17 protein-coding genes are annotated in these 17,930 nt (G+C 73.4%); 14 read left to right on the top strand and 3 right to left on the bottom strand.

From position 1 onward, the window contains the following. The first annotated feature begins 1 nt into the window (after nt 1). The 3 genes from ACZ3OF_RS23695 to ACZ3OF_RS23705 are packed head-to-tail and all read left to right on the top strand — an operon-like array spanning nt 2 to nt 3,118. Nucleotides 2-1,375 carry an aldehyde dehydrogenase family protein gene (locus ACZ3OF_RS23695; RefSeq protein WP_467306613.1) on the top strand — a complete coding sequence of 458 codons (1,374 nt, stop codon included), beginning with the start codon at nt 2-4 and terminating at the stop codon, nt 1,373-1,375. Further along, a complete protein-coding gene (locus ACZ3OF_RS23700) occupies nt 1,372-2,163 on the top strand; it encodes a 3-oxoacyl-ACP reductase (RefSeq protein WP_361670972.1) in 792 nt (263 codons plus the stop codon). Before ACZ3OF_RS23695 ends, ACZ3OF_RS23700 begins: the two co-directional genes overlap by 4 nt. 43 nt (nt 2,164-2,206) lie before the next feature. Continuing rightward, the gene (locus tag ACZ3OF_RS23705; RefSeq protein ID WP_467306616.1) at nt 2,207-3,118 is read left to right on the top strand and encodes a DUF2510 domain-containing protein; all 912 of its coding nucleotides are present in this window, start codon (nt 2,207-2,209) and stop codon (nt 3,116-3,118) included. A gap of 9 nt (nt 3,119-3,127) precedes the next feature. Here the strand turns inward: ACZ3OF_RS23705 and ACZ3OF_RS23710 are convergent, their stop codons facing one another. After that, the gene (locus tag ACZ3OF_RS23710) at nt 3,128-4,330 is read right to left on the bottom strand and encodes an amino acid deaminase/aldolase (RefSeq protein ID WP_361670966.1); all 1,203 of its coding nucleotides are present in this window, start codon (nt 4,328-4,330) and stop codon (nt 3,128-3,130) included. A gap of 125 nt (nt 4,331-4,455) precedes the next feature. Between ACZ3OF_RS23710 and ACZ3OF_RS23715 the strand changes: the two genes are divergently transcribed. Both ACZ3OF_RS23715 and mycP read left to right on the top strand, forming a co-directional pair. Beyond that, complete coding sequence (locus ACZ3OF_RS23715) at nt 4,456-5,889, top strand: hypothetical protein (RefSeq protein WP_467306618.1); 1,434 nt, start codon at nt 4,456-4,458, stop codon at nt 5,887-5,889. Further along, entirely contained in the window at nt 5,886-7,067 is a 1,182-nt protein-coding gene (gene mycP / locus ACZ3OF_RS23720; protein ID WP_361670960.1) for a type VII secretion-associated serine protease mycosin, read from the top strand. Before ACZ3OF_RS23715 ends, mycP begins: the two co-directional genes overlap by 4 nt. Here the strand turns inward: mycP and ACZ3OF_RS23725 are convergent. Further along, on the bottom strand, nt 7,042-7,770 hold the full coding sequence (locus tag ACZ3OF_RS23725; protein ID WP_361670957.1) for a serine hydrolase: 729 nt from the start codon (nt 7,768-7,770) through the stop codon (nt 7,042-7,044). The genes mycP and ACZ3OF_RS23725 overlap by 26 nt on opposite strands. 224 nt (nt 7,771-7,994) lie before the next feature. Between ACZ3OF_RS23725 and ACZ3OF_RS23730 the strand changes: the two genes are divergently transcribed. Next, entirely contained in the window at nt 7,995-8,729 is a 735-nt protein-coding gene (locus ACZ3OF_RS23730; protein ID WP_361670954.1) for an SseB family protein, read from the top strand. A gap of 36 nt (nt 8,730-8,765) precedes the next feature. On the opposite strand, the gene ACZ3OF_RS23735 is transcribed toward ACZ3OF_RS23730, so the two are convergent. Beyond that, nucleotides 8,766-9,125: a DUF1844 domain-containing protein gene (locus tag ACZ3OF_RS23735; protein ID WP_361438936.1), complete on the bottom strand. Its 360-nt coding sequence runs from the start codon at nt 9,123-9,125 to the stop codon at nt 8,766-8,768. 390 nt (nt 9,126-9,515) lie between these two features. On the opposite strand from ACZ3OF_RS23735, the gene infC reads away from it, so the two are divergent. The 8 genes from infC (at nt 9,516) to ACZ3OF_RS23775 (ending at nt 17,924) form a co-directional block, all read left to right on the top strand. Further along, entirely contained in the window at nt 9,516-10,172 is a 657-nt protein-coding gene (gene infC, locus ACZ3OF_RS23740; RefSeq protein WP_260230413.1) for a translation initiation factor IF-3, read from the top strand. A 120-nt stretch (nt 10,173-10,292) separates the two neighbouring features. Then, nucleotides 10,293-10,487 (top strand): 50S ribosomal protein L35, encoded by a 195-nt coding sequence (gene rpmI, locus ACZ3OF_RS23745; protein WP_019884943.1) that lies wholly within the window; start codon nt 10,293-10,295, stop codon nt 10,485-10,487. A 107-nt stretch (nt 10,488-10,594) separates the two neighbouring features. After that, nucleotides 10,595-10,981 (top strand): 50S ribosomal protein L20, encoded by a 387-nt coding sequence (gene rplT / locus ACZ3OF_RS23750; RefSeq protein WP_017241732.1) that lies wholly within the window; start codon nt 10,595-10,597, stop codon nt 10,979-10,981. A gap of 145 nt (nt 10,982-11,126) precedes the next feature. Beyond that, nucleotides 11,127-11,966: a TrmH family RNA methyltransferase gene (locus ACZ3OF_RS23755; RefSeq protein WP_361670951.1), complete on the top strand. Its 840-nt coding sequence runs from the start codon at nt 11,127-11,129 to the stop codon at nt 11,964-11,966. An 82-nt stretch (nt 11,967-12,048) separates the two neighbouring features. Then, on the top strand, nt 12,049-13,197 hold the full coding sequence (locus tag ACZ3OF_RS23760; protein ID WP_361670948.1) for a sensor histidine kinase: 1,149 nt from the start codon (nt 12,049-12,051) through the stop codon (nt 13,195-13,197). 138 nt (nt 13,198-13,335) lie between these two features. Next, the gene (gene pheS, locus ACZ3OF_RS23765) at nt 13,336-14,463 is read left to right on the top strand and encodes a phenylalanine--tRNA ligase subunit alpha (protein ID WP_361438928.1); all 1,128 of its coding nucleotides are present in this window, start codon (nt 13,336-13,338) and stop codon (nt 14,461-14,463) included. Continuing rightward, on the top strand, nt 14,463-16,991 hold the full coding sequence (gene pheT, locus ACZ3OF_RS23770) for a phenylalanine--tRNA ligase subunit beta (RefSeq protein ID WP_361670945.1): 2,529 nt from the start codon (nt 14,463-14,465) through the stop codon (nt 16,989-16,991). The genes pheS and pheT overlap by 1 nt, the downstream gene beginning before the upstream one ends. A gap of 144 nt (nt 16,992-17,135) precedes the next feature. Continuing rightward, the gene (locus ACZ3OF_RS23775; protein WP_467306623.1) at nt 17,136-17,924 is read left to right on the top strand and encodes a hypothetical protein; all 789 of its coding nucleotides are present in this window, start codon (nt 17,136-17,138) and stop codon (nt 17,922-17,924) included. The last annotated feature ends 6 nt before the right edge of the window (nt 17,925-17,930 follow it).

The following is a 17,930-nucleotide window of genomic DNA, read 5'->3' on the forward strand; positions in this document are numbered from 1 at the left end:
GTTGCCGCACGAACTGCTTGTCCTGAACCCGGCGACCGAGGAGCTCGTCGCCACCGTCCCCGCCGCCACACCGCAGGACGTCGACGCCGCCGTCGTGCGGGCGGCCGAAGCCCAGCGGGGCTGGGCCGCCGCCGCCCCCGCCGACCGGGCCCGGCTGCTGCGCCGCTTCGCCGCCGTCGTCGACGCCCACACCGAGGAACTGGCCCTCCTCGAAGTCCGCGAGGCGGGCCACACCCTGGGCAACGCCCGCTGGGAGGCGGGCAACGTCCGCGATCTGCTCGACTACGCGGCGGGGGGAGTGGAGCGCCTGAACGGCCGGCAGATCCCCGTCGCGGGCGGCCTCGACATCACGATCCTCGAACCCCTCGGCGTCGTCGGCGTGATCGCGCCCTGGAACTTCCCGATGCCGATCGCCGCCTGGGCCACCGCCCCGGCCCTCGCCGCCGGCAACGCGGTCGTCCTCAAGCCCGCGGAGACCACCCCGCTCACCGCGCTCCGGCTCGCCGAACTCGCCCTGGAGGCCGGGCTCCCCGAGGGCCTCTTCCAGGTCCTCCCCGGTGAGGGAGCCGTCGCGGGCAACGCGCTCGTCGAACACCCCGGCATCGCCAAGATCGTCTTCACCGGCTCGACGCGCGTCGGCAAGAGCATCATGGCCAAGTGCGCCGACCAGGTGAAGCGGGTGACGCTCGAACTCGGCGGCAAGAGCCCTAACATCGTCTTCGCCGACGCCGACATCGAGGCCGCCGCGGCCGCCGCCCCCATGTCCTTCCTCGACAACAGCGGCCAGGACTGCTGCGCCCGCACCCGCATCCTGGTCCAGCGCAGCGTGTACGACCGCTTCCTGGAGCTCCTCACCCCCGCCGTCGAGGAGATCGTCGTCGGCGACCCGGCCGACGAGAAGACCCAGATGGGCCCGCTGATCTCCAAGGCCCAGCTGGAGCGCGTACGGGCGTACGTCCCCGACTCCCTCCCCGGCATCCGCGGCAAGGCCCCCGAGGGCCCCGGCTTCTGGTTCCCGCCGACCGTCCTGACCGGCGTCGCCGAGGACGCGCCCTGCGCCGTCGAGGAGGTCTTCGGACCGGTCGCCGTCGTCCTGCCCTTCGAGGACGAGGCGGACGCCGTACGGCTCGCCAACGCCACCGAGTACGGCCTCTCCGGCTCCCTCTGGACCCGTGACGTCGGCCGCGCCCTGCGCGTCTCGCGCGCCGTGCGGGCCGGCAACCTCTCCGTCAACTCCCACTCCAGCGTCCGCTACTGGACCCCCTTCGGCGGCTACCAGCAGTCCGGCCTCGGCCGGGAGCTCGGCCCCGACGCACTGACCGCCTTCACCGAAACCAAGAACGTCTTCATCAGCACGGAGGGCCCCGCACTGTGAGCAACGAGACCAACGAGACCGTCTGCCGCCGCCTCGTCGGCCGCACCGCCGTCATCACCGGCGCAGGCAGCGGCATCGGCCTGGCCACCGCCCGCCGCCTCGCCTCCGAGGGCGCCAACGTCGTCTGCGGCGACATCGACGAGACCGCCGGCAAGGCCGCCGCCGAGGAGGTCGGCGGGACCTTCGTACGGGTCGACGTCACCGACCCCGAGGAGGTCGAGGCGCTCTTCAAGACCGCGTTCGACACCTACGGCTCCGTCGACATCGCCTTCAACAACGCGGGCATCTCGCCGCCCGACGACGACTCCATCCTCACCACCGGTCTCGAAGCCTGGAAGCGCGTCCAGGACGTCAACCTCACCTCCGTCTACCTCTGCTGCAAGGCCGCCCTGCCCTACATGCAGCGACAGGGCCGCGGCTCCATCATCAACACCGCCTCGTTCGTGGCGATCATGGGTGCGGCCACCAGCCAGATCTCGTACACCGCCTCCAAGGGCGGCGTGCTCGCCATGTCCCGTGAACTGGGCGTGCAGTTCGCCCGCGAGGGCATCCGCGTCAACGCGCTCTGCCCGGGGCCGGTCAACACTCCGCTCCTCCAGGAGCTGTTCGCCAAGGACCCGGAGCGCGCCGCGCGCCGGCTCGTGCACATCCCCGTCGGCCGGTTCGCCGAGGCCGAGGAGATCGCCGCCGCCGTGGCCTTCCTCGCCAGCGACGACTCGTCCTTCGTCAACGCCACCGACTTCCTTGTCGACGGCGGCATCTCGGGCGCGTACGTGACCCCGCTGTAGGCCCCCGCCGCAGGGCTTGTCACGCGGGCCCTAGGCTTGCGGGATGAGCATGACGACCCCTCCCGGCTGGTACCCGGACCCGGCCGTGCCCACCGTCGAACGATGGTGGGACGGTACGAACTGGACCGCGCACACCCGGCAGGCCCCGGCCGCGTCCACGGTCGTCTCTCCGGCTCCGCCCGTACATGACGGGCGGAGCCGGGCGGTCGTCCTCGGCGCCGTCGCCGTCGCCGTGGTCGCGGCGGTCGTCGCGGGCGTCGTCGTGTTCGGCGGCGACGACCGGGAGGACCCCCCCACGGCCGGTCCGACGGCGGCCACGAGCACCCCCACCGCCCCGTCCACCTCGGCCACCACCGACTCGCCCGCCGAGGAGGAGGACGAGAACCCCACGCAGGTGGTCGACCAGATCAACGGCATCACCCTCCCCGTCGTCCAGGGCTGGGAGAAGCCGGAGTACTACTCCGGCCCGGCACCGACGATCACGACCGTCGGCACCTATGCGTGCTACGCGGCCGACACCAAGCAGTGCCGCCACGGCACGGTCTCCTCGCACGCGGTCTCGGGCACCACCGCCTCGACGCCCGAGGCGGTCGCCAAGGAGGACATCGCCCTGGCCGCCAAGGAGACCTACGAGGAGGACGTCCTCGGCAGCCTCCCCTACGGAAGGATGATCTCCCACAAGGTCGTCGCCGCACGCCCCGCCGCCGTCGCCGGGCGCACGGGCTACCTGGTCCGCTGGCAGGTCACCACCGACAAGGGTCCCGGCGGCTACGTCCAGTCGCTGGCCTTCCCCTCACCGGTGGGCAGCGAGTCCCCGGTCGTCGTGCGCTTCGTGTTCGACGCGGGTCCGGACGGCCCCTCGCTCGCCACGATGGACGAGATCACGCGAGGGATCCGGCCCATCGGCAGCGACACCAACGGGGGAGTGGGCAGCTCGATCACCCCGGGCGGCTGAGAGCGCCCGCTACAGGAACGTGCGGCCCTCGCCCCGGTACGTCGGCACGGCCGCCGTGATCCGGTCGCCCTCGATCAGCTGCAGGCTGTCGAACCGCTCGCACAGCTCTCCGGCCTTCGCGTGCCGGAACCACACCTTGTCCCCGATGAGGAGATCGTCGGCCGCCGACCCGATCAGCGGCGTCTGCACCTCGCCCGGACCCTCCTGCGGGTCGTAGCGCAGCCCTTCCGGCAGATACGGGACGGGCAGCCGGTCCACGCCCGCCGCGCCGGACGCCGGATAGCCGCCGCCGAGCACGGTCACCACGCCGACGCCCGGGCGGCGCACGACGGGCTGGGCGAAGAGGGCGGCCGGACGGCCGGTGAAGGACGTGTAGTTGTCGAAGAGCCGAGGCACGTAGAGCCCCGAACCGGCGGCGATCTCGGTCACCGCGTCCTCGGCCGCCGTGTGCTGGACACTGCCCGTACCACCGCCGTTGACGAACTCCAGGTCCGGCGCCACCGCCCGGACGGCACGGACGACGGCCGCGCGCCGGGTCTCCAGCTCCTTGCGGGCGGCCGACTGCATCAGCCGGATCGCCCGGGACCGCAGCGGCCGCCCTGCGACCGCGTCGCCGACGCCGGCGACATGCCCCTCGTACGCCATGATCCCGACCAGCCGGAAGCCGGGCCTGCGGGCGATCGAGCGGGCCAGCTCGGCGAGCTGGGCGGGCTCACGCAGCGGGGAGCGGAGCGCTCCTATCCGCACCCGGCCGCCGAGCAGCAGGAACGAGGTGTCCAGCTCCAGGCAGACCCTGATCTCCTCGCCGCCACCCGCGCGTGCCGTGTCGATCAGCTCCAGCTGCGCCGGGTCGTCGACCATCACGGTCACGGCGGCGGCGAGCTTCGGATCGTTCGCCAGCTCACCGAACGCGGTCCGGTCGGCGGACGGGTAGGCGAGCAGCACGTCCTCGAACCCGGCGCGCGCCAGCCACAGCGACTCGTCGAGCGTGAACGACATGATCCCCGCGAAGCCCTCGCGCGCCAGGACCCGCTCCAGCAGCGCGCGGCACCGCACCGACTTGCTCGCCACCCGGATCGGCTTGCCGCCTGCCCGCCGTACGAGATCGTCGGCATTGGCGTCGAAGGCCTCCAGGTCGACGATGGCGACGGGCGCGTCAAGGTGGGCGGTGGCCCGGTCGTACCGGGCCCGGTCGGCGGCGCGGGGAGTCATGGCCCGAGCTTGCCAGACGGGTTTACGGGTGGGTAGCCCCTGAGTTCCCGTGCCGAGGGGAACAGCCCGTAGAGTGGCGGGCATTGCGAGGGCAGGCACCACGACGGAACGACCAGGGGGCGGGGATGAGCACCGACGCGCACCGTCCCGCCTCCCGCATCGGCGAGGCCCTGTTCCCGGCCCCGAAGCCGGCGCCCGACACCGCGCCGACGGGTGTCCCGAGCCCCTCCGCGCCGGACCGTCCTCCGGCCCGACCGGGGGAGACCGCCGCACCGGCCGCGAAGACCGCCACCGGCCCGCACGGCACTCCGCCGCGCCCGACGGAAGCCCCCGCGCCCGCGCGCCCCGCCGCGCCCGCTCCCGCGCCTGCGCGCCCTGCCGCTCCCGCGCCTGCGCGCCCTGCCGCTCCCGCTCCCGCGCGCCCCGCTGCGCCTGCGCCCGCGCCCGTGCCCGCCCGCCCCACCGAGCCCCCGGCCGCCGCGCCCCCGGCCCCCGCCGGGCCCGCAACCCCCGTGCCCGCGTCCGGTGGTGCCACCGGCTCCGCCCGTCCCGCTCCGGCCGCTCCCGGCGCCGGCGTACCGGCCGTCGAGACGACCACGCGGCTGCGGCCGATCCGCGACACCGGCGCCCGGCCGATACCGCCGCGCCCCGCGACCCCGCCCCCGAGGCGGCCCGCCCCGGCGCGCCCCGCCCCGCCCGCCCCGCGGATGCCGGCGCAGGCGTACGGAACGTACGGCGCCTACCGGCCCTACACCGCGCCGCCCGAGACCGTCGTCGAGACCACCACCCGCCTCCGGCCCGTCCGCGAGCGCCGCGTCGGCCGGGTCGTCGCGGCCGGAACCTGCCTCGTGCTGGGCGTCGGCCTCGTCGGCGGCGCCGCCGCCGGAGCCGTCCTCGCCGCCACCGACGCCGGTGCCCCCGAGGAGCCCCAGGGCTACGCCGAGGCCAGGACCCTGTGGCACAGCGTCCCCGTCGACACCCTCTTCCCCCGCACCCTCGCCGGCCCCAAGGAGGGCCCCGGCGCCGCGGACCGCACCTGGACGCGGGTCGTCGTCGCCCCCGACGCCTCCTGCACCCCGGCCGTCCTGCCCAAGAGCGTGCTCACCACCCTGCGACCCGTCGGCTGCGAGCGCGTCCTGCGCGCCACGTACACCGACGCCACCGCCTCCAGCGTCATCACCGTCGGCCTCGTCTTCACCCAGGCCGATCCCACCACCACGCGCTCCCTCGCGACGGATTCCTCCGCGCGTCTCGGCGCCGACGTGCCCCCGGCGCTCGCCGCCCCGGGCACCGTGGCCGCCCGCTTCGGCGCCGCGCAGCGCGCCGGCTGGTGGACCCGCGCCCTGACCGATCTCCCCGTCGTCGTCACCGCCGTCTCCGGCTTCGCCGACGGCCGGCCCGTCGCCTCCCCCCAACCCGCCGACCGGGCCATGGCCGACGGACAGACCAGCCCCGTCGCCCAGGCCGGCCTCGGCCACGAGGCCAAGGGCGTCGCCGACCGGATCGAAGGCGCCCTGCGCGCCACGGTCACCACGGCAGCGAAGGACGACGACCGGTGATCCGCCCCCGCGCCCTCGCGGCCCTGCTGGCCGCCGCCTTCGCGGTCCTCCCCGCCACCACCACCCCGGCGTACGCCGACACCATCCGCGCCCGCCAGTGGGGCCTCGAAGCCATGCACACGGCCCAGGCCTGGCGCACCACCAAGGGCGAGGGCATCACCGTCGCCGTCCTCGACACCGGGGTCGACGCAAGCCACCCCGACCTCGTCGGCTCCGTCCTCACCGGCAAGGACCTCGTCGGCTTCGGCGCCGAACGAGGCGACCGCGCCTGGGCCCGCCACGGCACCGCCATGGCCGGCATCATCGCCGGGCACGGCCACGGCCCCGGCCGTCAGGACGGTGTCCTCGGCATCGCCCCGAAGGTCGAGATCCTGCCCGTCCGGGTCATCCTCGAAGGCGCCGACAAGGCCCGCGACAAGGCCCGCAAGACCCGCGGCACCGCCCTCGCCGAAGGCATCCGCTGGGCCACCGACCACGGCGCCGACGTCATCAACCTCTCCCTCGGCGACGACTCCAAGTCCGCCCACCCCGACGCGGGCGAGGACGCCGCCGTCCAGTACGCCCTCGCCAAGGGCGTCTCCGTCGTCGCCTCGGCCGGCAACGGCGGCGAGAAGGGCGACCACATCTCGTACCCCGCCGCCTACCCCGGTGTGGTCGCGGTCGCCGCCGTCGACCGGTACGGCGCGCACGCCTCCTTCTCCACCAGCCGCTGGTACTCCACCGTCAGCGCCCCCGGCGTGGACATCGTCATCGCCGACCCGGACCGCCGCTACTACGAGGGCTGGGGCACCAGCGCCGCCGCCGCGTTCGTCTCCGGCGCCGTCGCCCTCGTCCGGTCCGCCCACCCCGACCTGACACCGGCACAGGTCAAGAGGCTCCTCATCGACACCGCCCGCAACCGGCCCAAGAAGGGCCGCAGCGACGACAAGGGGTACGGCACCGTCGACCCGGCCGCCGCCATCGAGGCCGGCGCCCGGCTCAAGGGCGCCGACCCCAAGAACGCCTCCGCCGGCTACCGGGGCCGGTTCTTCGGCGCCGGACCGCAGCCCGCCCCCGACGACGACAAGCCGGTCGGCCTGCTCGCCCCCGCCGCCGGTGGCGTCGGCGTGCTCCTGCTCGTCGCCGCGGTCGTCCTCTGGCGCGGCAGCGGCGCTACAGGGCCGCGCCCACCGCGCTGACCGCCGCCCGCGCGGCCCTCTCCACGTACCCGACGCCCGCGTCCTTCGCGACGTGACCGTCGGACAGCACCGCGACGAGGCAGACCCGCCCGCAGGCCGTCACCCGCCCCACGCTGTTGATGTCCCAGCGGCCGGTCGCGTCCCGGGGGAGCCACCCGTTCTTCACCGCCGGATCGTCGCCCGCCGCCGACACGCCCCAGGCCTGGTCGGCGACCACCCCCTCCATCAGCCCGGTGATGTACGTACGGGAGTCCTCGGCCAGCGGCGAGTCCGTGCCGAACACCGCGTCGAGGAGCACCAACCGATCCGCGGCCGTCGTCTGCGTCAGCCCCCACGCCGTGGCGCCGGTCGTCCGTGAGAGCCCGAGCCGCGCGTTGGCCGCGTCCAGCCCGACCGCGCCGCCGATCACCCGCCACAGCGCGGTCGTCGACGGGTTGTCGCTGTGCCGGATCATCGCGGCGGCCGCCGTCCGCTCTCCCGGGGTCAGCTCCCGGCCCTCGTCCTGCGCCCGCAGCAGCAGGGCCACGAGGACGTCGAGCTTGACGACGCTCGCGGTGTCGTACGTCCGGCCCTCGCCGCCGTACGAGGCCGAGCGCCCGGTCTCCAGGTCGAGCACCGCGACCGACAGGGACACCCCGCTCCCGGTGAGCAGGGGCGTGACCGCCTCCGCGAGGACGGCGTCGAGATCCGCTTCGACGGTCACGGTGGCTGTCTCCTCCATGGTGGGGCGTGCGGCGGCCGGGGCCGGTTCGGCCGGCCGCACGGCGGGCGCTCGCGGAGCTGCCCGCCGGGGGCACGACGGCGGGCCAGGGCAAGTCTGGGGCGTGGCAGGGGCGGGACGCCAGGGAACGGCGCCCGGGAGCGGCCTGTGGGCGAGCCGGCCACCCGCGGGGAAGGCGGCTCCCCGAGGGCGGTTAGGCTCGGTGCGTGGCGCTCAAGAACATCCCTGACCCCGGTTTCTCCGACGACGACGGAACCGCCGACCCGCGGCTCGCCGAGGCCCTGGCGGCCTGGGCGGCGGACAGAACCGCGCACGGGCCGGTCCTGGAGGCGCTGAGGAGCGCGCGTCTGCTGGTGCCCGTCGTCGCGGTCCTCGGCGAGGTCGAGGAGGATCCGGAGACGGGGCTGCGCCGCGAGAAGACCAGCGACATGGCCGTGCCCACGCTCACCGCGGGCGACCGGCGGGCGCTGCCGGCGTTCACCTCGATCGCCTCGCTCGCGCTCTGGGACCCGGAGGCCCGGCCGGTGGCCGTCCCCCTGCACCAGGCGCTCCAGGCCGCCGCGCACGAGAAGGCGGACACCGTCGTCCTCGACCTCGCGGGCCCGGTTCCGTACCAGCTGACCGGCCCGGCGCTGCTCGCCCTCGCGGAGGGCCGCACCAGCGCGGACCCGCTGGACGACCCGGCGGTACGGGAGGCGGTTCGGAAGGCCGTCGCGGCCGAGCCCGCGGTCCTGCGCGCCCACCTCGGCCCCGGAAGCGCCGACGGCACCCTGGTCCTCGTCCTCGCCGAGGACGCGGCCCCCGCGGAGGCCGCCCAGCGCGTGGCCCGCGGCATCGCCGCCGACGAAACACTGAGGGCCCGCCTGGTGCGCGGCCTCGACCTGGCACTCCTGCCGGCCTCGGCCACGCCTCCCGGCGAGCCCTTCTACGTCAAGCTGTGATCGCGCGGGGGGCGACCCCCGCGCCTTCGGCGGGCCCTAGCCGTAGACGGGGCCCGTGTACTTCTCGCCCGGGCCCTGGCCCGGCTCGTCCGGGACGATGGAGGCCTCGCGGAAGGCCAGCTGCAGGGACTTCAGGCCGTCCCGCAGGGGCGCCGCGTGGAAGGAGCTGATCTCCGTGGCACCGGCGTCGAGGAGGCCGGCCAGCGCGTGGACCAGCTTGCGCGCCTCGTCGAGGTCCTTGTGCTGCTCGCCGTCCTCGGTGAGCCCGAGCTTCACCGCGGCGGCGCTCATCAGGTTCACCGCGACGGTCACGATGACCTCGACGGCCGGCACCTCCGCGATGTCACGGGTCATGTCGTCGAAGTCGGGGGACTCGGTGTGGGGCGTCTCGCTCATGCCCACACGATATGCCGGGCGGGCCGCGCGGCGTCCCGCGGTCCCCTCCCGCGGGCTCGGTTAGCGAACCCGGACGGTCGGTGCTAACCTTGTGTAACGACCGGCCGGACACCTGTGTGCCCGGCCCACAAGTGGAGGCTCCGATCTCCCACCTGGCCGCTCTCCGGAGCGGCGGGTCACCGGTCAGGTGGCGCCCATCGTTCCGTACGGACGATGGAGCCGCCCGATGTGCGCCCCGCGGTTCACCGCGGCGGTGCTCCGGTATTTCCGTGGAGCCCCGCCTGTGTCCCGTCCGGGGCATTTTTCATATCCCGGCGCGGTTGGTCTCACTAAAACAGACAGTACGCGTCCGTCCGCCAGGCGGTCGCGTGGTGCTACCGAGGAGGATCCATCAGCGCCGAGCCCCGCATCAACGACCGGATTCGCGTTCCCGAGGTGCGACTTGTCGGTCCCAGCGGCGAGCAGGTCGGGATTGTTCCGCTTGCCAAGGCCCTGGAGCTCGCACAGGAGTACGACCTCGACCTGGTCGAGGTCGCGGCGAACGCCCGTCCGCCCGTGTGCAAGCTCATGGACTACGGGAAGTTCAAGTACGAGTCGGCCATGAAGGCCCGTGAGGCGCGCAAGAACCAGGCGCACACGGTCATCAAGGAGATGAAGCTCCGGCCGAAGATCGACCCGCACGACTACGACACCAAGAAGGGTCACGTCGTCCGGTTCCTCAAGCAGGGTGACAAGGTCAAGATCACGATCATGTTCCGTGGTCGTGAGCAGTCCCGTCCCGAGCTTGGCTTCCGGCTGCTGCAGCGGCTGGCCTCGGACGTCGAGGAGCTTGGCTTCATCGAGTCCAACCCGAAGCAGGACGGCCGGAACATGATCATGGTTCTCGGCCCGCACAAGAAGAAGACCGAGGCCATGGCCGAGGCGCGTGAGGCCCAGGCCGCGCGCAAGGCGGAGCGTCAGGGCGTCTCGTCCGACGAGACCGCCGAGGCTCCGGCCGAGGAGGCTTCGGCCGAGGCTCCCGCCGAGGCCGAGAACCCCGAGGCGTGACCCGAGGGGCTGCCACCCAGGCAGCCCCGGGCCCCGCCCGGAACCACCACACGAACTGACGCTCCTGGATGTCCGGTGTCCGCACCGGGGGAGCGCCACTGACGAGGAGATAACGGCGCGATGCCGAAGAACAAGACGCACTCCGGTGCCAAGAAGCGCTTCAAGATCACCGGCTCCGGCAAGGTGCTGCGCGAGCGCGCCGGCAAGCGCCACCTGCTCGAGCACAAGTCGTCCAAGCTGACGCGTCGCCTCACCGGCAACGCCGAGATGGCCCCGGGCGACGCGGCCAAGATCAAGAAGATGCTGGGCATCTGATCTTGATCTCCCGCCCTCGGCGACGAGGGCATCCGGCCAAGACCGGGACCCATCCGTTTTCCGGGTCGTGTGAGTACCCCCACGGCCCCGCTACAAGGAGTTAAGAAGTGGCACGCGTCAAGCGGGCAGTCAACGCCCACAAGAAGCGCCGGGCGATCCTCGAGGCGGCCTCCGGCTACCGCGGTCAGCGTTCGCGCCTGTACCGCAAGGCCAAGGAGCAGGTCACCCACTCCCTGGTCTACAACTACAACGACCGCAAGAAGCGCAAGGGCGACTTCCGTCAGCTGTGGATCCAGCGCATCAACGCCGCTGCCCGCCAGAACGGCATGACGTACAACCGCCTCATCCAGGGTCTGAAGGCCGCCAACATCGAGGTGGACCGCAAGATCCTCGCCGAGCTGGCCGTCAACGACATCAACGCGTTCGCCGCGCTGGTCGAGGTCGCGCAGAAGGCCCTCCCGGCCGACGTCAACGCGCCGAAGGCCGCTGCCTGATCCCCAGGCCGCAGATCTTCCGCACCGGACCCGCAGGCCTTCGGGCCTGCGGGTCCGGTCGTGTTCGGAGCACGCCAGGGGGTGTCCGCCGGACACCCCCAGCCCCCGTCACCCGCCCGGACCCCCGAAAAGAGCCACCGACCCCATGGGTACCCCCGAGCTGATCTCCCCGCGTTCGCCCCGTGTCGTCGCCGCCAGGCGGCTCGCCAAGCGCAACTTCCGGGGCAAGGACCGCCTCTTCATCGCCGAGGGCCCGCAGGCCGTCCGCGAGGCCGTCGAGCACCGCAGCGGCTCCGGTGAGCCCACCCTCGTCGAGCTCTTCACCACCGTCGAGGCCGCCGAGCGGTACGCGGAGATCGTCGACGCCGCCCGCGCGGCCGGGGCCCGGGTCCACTTCGCCCCCGACGCCGTCCTCGCCGAGGTCTCCCAGACCGTCACCCCGCAGGGCCTCGTCGGAGTCTGCCGCTTCCTCGACTCGCCGTTCGAGGAGGTCCTCGCGGCCAGGCCCAAGCTCGTCGCCGTCCTCGCCCACGTACGCGACCCCGGGAACGCCGGCACCGTCCTGCGCTGCGCCGACGCGGCCGGCGCCGACGCCGTCGTCCTCACCGACGCCTCCGTCGACCTGTACAACCCCAAGTCCGTGCGCGCCTCCGTCGGCTCCCTCTTCCACCTCCCGGTCGTCGTCGGCGTCCCGGTCGAGCAGGCCGTCGCCGGTTTGAAGAGCGCGGGCGTACGGATCCTCGCCGCCGACGGCGCCGGCCGGAACGACCTCGACGACGAACTGGACGCCGGCACCATGGGCGGGCCCACCGCCTGGGTCTTCGGCAACGAGGCCTGGGGGCTCCCGGAGGAGACCCGCGCGCTGGCCGACGCGGTGGTACGCGTACCGATCCACGGCAAGGCCGAGAGCCTCAACCTCGCGACGGCCGCCGCCGTGTGCCTCTACGCCTCCGCGCGTGCCCAGCGCCCCCGAACCTCCCGCTGAGGGGCTCCAAAGCGTCACCCGCACCTAGTAGGGTGACCAACTCGGGGGCCCACTGCGCTACACGGAGGGGTGGGGAACGGGGATGACGGTCGGCACGGACAGTCCCGCACAGGCACGGAGCACCGCGCCGGATGCCCCGGAGGGCCCGGAAGGGTCCTCCCGACCGGCACCGGACATCCCCGGCGTCGACCCCGACGAGCTGCCCGACGGCCTCGTCGTCGCCGACGCCACCGGACACGTCGTCTGCTTCAACGCCGCCGCCGCCCGCATCACCTCCGTACCCCCGGACCAGGCCCTCGGCCTCCCGCTCGACCAGGCGCTGCCCCTGGAGGACCTCAAGGGGCGCCGCTGGTGGACCCTCACCGACCCGTACGGCGGGCTCGCCACCCGCCGCGGACAGCCGGAGCGCAATCTGCTGCTGCCCGGCGGCCGCGAGGTCCTCGTCTCCGCCCGCTACGTCCGCGACCACCCAACCGGTCCAGTCAGCCGCGTCGTCGTCTCGCTGCGCGGCACCGAGGCCCGGCGCCGTACCGAACGCAGCCACGCGGAGCTCATCGCCACCGTCGCCCACGAGCTGCGCTCCCCGCTGACCTCCGTCAAGGGCTTCACGGCGACCCTGCTCGCCAAGTGGGAGCGGTTCACCGACGACCAGAAGCGGCTGATGCTGGAGACCGTCGACGCCGACGCCAACCGCGTCACCCGGCTCATCGCCGAACTCCTCGACATCTCCCGGATCGACTCCGGCCGCCTGGAGGTACGCCGCCAGCCCGTCGACATCGCCGCCGCCGTCGGCCGCCACATCCAGGCCCACACCACCGGCGGACAGTCCCCCGACCGCTTCTTCGTCCGCGTCCGGCCCCAGCTCCCCGATCTGTGGGCCGACCCCGACAAGGTCGACCAGGTCCTCGGGAACCTGCTGGAAAATGCGGTGCGCCACGGCGAGGGAACCGTCACCATCGAGGTGGCACCCACCTGCGACACCCCCGACGGAGAGAAGGGAACGGCGGTCACCGTGAGCGACGAAGGCCCCGGCATCCCCGAGGAGTCGATGGGTCGTGTCTTCACCCGCTTCTGGCGGGGGAGCAAGCGCGGTGGCACCGGACTCGGCCTCTACATCGTCAAGGGCATCGTCGAGGCCCACGGCGGCACCATCACCGTCGGGCGCGGCCCCCGGGGCGGCGCCGAGTTCCGATTTATCCTGCCCGTCGGCGCCCCGGCCTATCTCGCCTGACGAGATCACCAGCCGCCCGGGCCGCCCACGGGCTCATTCGCGTCCCCGCGCCCCGTTAGACTCGACCTTTGGCACGTTTGCGCCCTTGACGTCGAGCGGGGCCGCGCCCAAGCCAGCCAAACGGAAGCACGGGAAGAGATGTCCGCACCCAATAAGTCGTACGACCCGGTTGAGGTCGAGGCCTTGAAACCGGAAGAGATCGAGCGCATGCGGGACGAGGCGCTCGCCGCCTTCGCCGCCGCGGGTGACCTCGACGCGCTCGCGCACGCGAAGGTCGCTCACACGGGGGGCACCTCGCCGCTCGCGCTGGCCAACCGCGAGATCGGCGCGCTGCCGCCGCAGGCCAAGGCCGCGGCCGGCAAGCTCGTGGGCCAGGCCCGCGGCGCGGTCTCCAAGGCCCTCGCCGCCCGCCAGGCCGAGCTCGAGGCCGAGCGTGACGCCCGCGTCCTGGTCGAGGAGGCGGTGGACGTCACCCTGCCCTACGACCGCGTCCCGGCCGGCGCCCGCCACCCGCTGACCACGCTCATGGAGCGGGTCGCCGACGTCTTCGTCTCCATGGGGTACGAGGTCGCCGAGGGTCCCGAGGTCGAGGCGGAGTGGTTCAACTTCGACGCCCTCAACTTCGTGCCGGACCACCCGGCGCGCCAGATGCAGGACACCTTCTTCGTCCAGGGCCCGGAGGGGACGACCGGCGACGAGTCCGGTGTCGTGCTGCGGACGCACACCTCCCCGGTGCAGGCCCGCACGCTCATCGACCGGGAGCCCCCGGTCTACGTGGTGTGCCCCGGCCGCGTCTACCGCACCGACGAGCTCGACGCCACGCACACCCCGGTCTTCCACCAGATCGAACTGCTCGCCGTCGACGAGGGCCTGACCATGGCCGACCTCAAGGGCACCCTCGACCACATGGTCCAGGCGCTCTTCGGGCCCGACATGAAGACCCGGCTCCGCCCGAACTTCTTCCCGTTCACCGAGCCGTCCGCCGAGATGGACATGCTCTGCTACGTCTGCCGCGGCGAGTCCGTCGGCAACCCGGACCGGCCCTGCCGCACCTGCGGCAGCGAGGGCTGGATCGAGCTGGGCGGCTGCGGCATGGTCAACCCCAAGGTGCTCGTCGCCTGCGGTGTCGACCCGGAGAAGTACAGCGGATTCGCCTTCGGGTTCGGCATCGAGCGGATGCTGATGTTCCGCCACAACGTCGAAGACATGCGAGACATGGTCGAGGGTGACGTCCGGTTCACCCGGCCGTTCGGGATGGAGATCTGATGCGGGTCCCGCTTTCTTGGCTGCGGGAGTACGTCGACCTGCCGGCGACGGAGACCGGACGTGACGTCCAGGCCAAGCTCATTTCGGCAGGACTCGAGGTCGAGACCGTCGAGCAGCTCGGCGCCGGCCTGACCGGCCCGCTGGTGGTCGGCAAGGTCCTCACCATCGAGGAGCTGACGGAGTTCAAGAAGCCCATCCGCTTCTGCACCGTCGACGTCGGCCAGGCCAACGGCACCGGCGAGCCCCAGGAGATCATCTGCGGCGCCCGGAACTTCGCCGAGGGCGACAAGGTCGTCGTGGCGCTGCCCGGCGCCGTCCTCCCCGGTGACTTCCGGATCGCCGAGCGCAAGACGTACGGCCGGGTCTCCCGCGGCATGATCTGCTCCGGCGACGAGCTGGGCATGGGCGACGACGGTTCGCACGGCATCATCGTGCTGCCGCCCGAGCTCGAGATCGGCATCGACGCCACGAAGCTCCTGGAGCTGTACGACGAGGTCCTCGACATCGCCGTCACGCCCGACCGCGGCTACTGCCTCTCGATGCGCGGTGTCGCCCGCGAGACCGCCATCGCGTACGGCCTGCCGCTGCGCGACCCGGCGCTGCTCGACGTGCCCGCGCCGAACTCGTACGGCTACCCGGTCCAGGTCGCCGACCCGATCGGCTGCGACCGCTTCACCGCCCGTACGGTCGTCGGTGTCACGCCCGAGGCGCGCACCCCGATCTGGATGCAGCGCAGGCTCCAGAAGGCCGGCATGCGCACGGTCTCGCTCGCCGTCGACATCACCAACTACGTGATGCTGGAGCTCGGCCAGCCGCTGCACGCCTACGACCGCACCCGGCTCGACGGCCCCATCGGCGTCCGCCGCGCCGCCGCCGGAGAGACGATCACCACGCTCGACGGCGTCAAGCGCGTCCTCGACTCCGGGGACCTGCTGATCACCGACAACACCGGCCCCATCGGTCTCGCCGGCGTGATGGGCGGCGCCCACACGGAGATCGCCGACCCGGTGACCGACCCCGAGACGGGCATCGTCACGGGCACCACCGAGGTCGTCATCGAGGCCGCGCACTTCGACGCGATCTCGATCGCCCGTACGGCCCGCCGGCACAAGCTGGCCTCCGAGGCGTCCAAGCGCTTCGAGCGCGGGGTCGACCCGCAGGCCGCGGCCGCCGCCGCGCAGCGCTGCGTCGACCTGCTCGTGCTGCTCGCGGGCGGTACGGCCGAGGCCGGGGTCACCGAGATCGTCGCGCCGTCCGCGCCGCGCACGGTCACCATGCCGGCGAACCACCCGGACAAGGTCGCGGGTGTCGCCTACGGCCGCGAGACCGTCGTCCGCCGTCTCCAGGAGATCGGCTGCGACGTCTACGGGCAGGACGAGCTCGTCGTCACCGTCCCGTCGTGGCGCCCCGACCTCTATGTGCCGAACGACCTGGCCGAAGAGGTCATCCGCCTGGAGGGCTACGAGAACCTGCCCTCCACGCTGCCCAAGCCGCCCGCCGGGCGTGGCCTCACCGAGCGCCAGCGCACCCACCGCCGGGTCGGCCGCGCGCTGGCCGGCGCCGGGTACGTGGAGGCGCTGAACTACCCGTTCATCGGCGCGCAGGTCTTCGACCAGCTCGGCCTGGACGCGGACGACGCCCGCCGCCGTGTGGTCACGCTCGTCAACCCGCTCTCCGACGAGGAGCCCGCGCTCCGTACGACGCTGCTGCCGGGCCTGCTCGGCGCGCTGCGCCGGAACGACGGGCGCGGCAGCCACGACCTGGCGCTCTTCGAGACCGGTCTGGTCTTCCGGCCGGGCGAGCAGCCGGGCGTCGCCGTGCGGCTGCCCGTCGACCGCCGTCCCACCGACGAGGAGATCGAGGGCGTCAACGCCGCGCTGCCCGCGCAGCCGCGTCGCGTCGCCGTCGTCCTCGCCGGGGCCCGTGAGCAGGCCGGCTGGTGGGGCAAGGGCCGTCCGTCCAACTGGGCCGACGCGATCCAGGCGGCGCGCACCGTGGCCGCCGAGGCCGGTGTCGAGCTGATCATCAGCGCCGACCAGCACGCCCCGTGGCACCCGGGCCGCTGCGCCGCGTTCCACGTGGTGGTGGACGGCGAGAAGGTCCTCGTCGGCCATGGCGGCGAGCTGCACCCGCGCGTCGTGAAGGCGCTCGGTCTGCCGGACCGCACCTGCGCGATGGAGCTGGACCTGGACCTGGTGGAGCAGGCGAACGAGGGCCCGCTGAAGGCCCCCGCCATCTCCTCCTTCCCGGTCGCCACGCAGGACGTCGCCCTGGTCGTCGACGCGTCGGTCCCGACCGCCACGGTCGAGGCCGCGCTGCGCGACGGCGCCGGTGAACTCCTGGAGGCCATCCGGCTGTTCGACGTGTACACCGGCGACCAGCTCGGCGAGGGCAAGAAGTCCCTGGCGTACGCCCTGAAGTTCCGCGCCACGGACCGCACCCTCACGGTCGACGAGGCCAGCGCCGCCCGCGACGCGGCCGTCGCCCTCGCGTCCGAGCGCACGGGCGCGGCACTGCGCGGCGCCTGAACGCGGTGACCCCAGGAGGGGGCCGGACCGGTGGTCACCGGTCCGGCCCCCTCCGGCGTTCTCCCGCGACGCCTCCTCCTGCGTTCCCGGGGCCCTCGGCCTGACAGGCCCCCGATCGCGAGGTGCAATGGGGGAGGAGGCGCCATGGACGTCGCTGCGGAACTCGAACAGGCCAGGGATGCCTTCGGTCGCCAGGCGTGGCTGGATGCCTACACCTCGTTGTCGCACGCCGACCGGGAGCAGCCGCTCGGGCCCGACGACCTCGTACGGCTGGCCACCGCCGCCTACCTGGTCGGACACGACGCGGAGAGCGGCGCGGCGACCGAGCGGGCGCATCACGCGTACCTGCGTGAGGGCCTGCCGGCGCGAGCGGTGCGGTGCGCCTTCTGGATGGCGATGCCGCTCATCCTGAAGGGCGAGGTGGCCCGCGGCGGCGGCTGGCTCGCCCGGGGGCAGCGACTGATCGACGACGCGCGGCTCGACTGCGTGGAGCAGGGCTATGTGCTGTTCCCCTCCGGCGTGCGGCTCATTTACGAGGGAGACGCCGAGGCCGCGTACGCCGTCTTCACCAAGGCCGTCGAGATCGGCGAACGCTTCGCGGAACCGGAGCTGGTGGCCCTCGCACGGCACGGCCAGGGCCGGGCGCTGATCGCCGGGGGAGAGATCGCCGCCGGTGTGACGCTCCTCGACGAGAGCATGGTCGCGGTCACCTCCGGAGAGCTGTCGCCGCTCGTGACCGGCATCGTCTTCTGCAGCGTCATCGAGGCCTGCCAGGAGATGTTCGACCTGCGCCGCGCGCAGGAGTGGACGGCGGCGCTGTCCGACTGGTGCGCCTCCCAGCCGGACCTGGTGCCGTATCGCGGCCAGTGCCTGGTCCACCGCTCCCACGGTGCGAGATCCCGTTCGACATCGAGGGCGGGCCAGCGCACGTGATCTTCC

The organism is Streptomyces sp. NPDC022552, assembly GCF_055561875.1.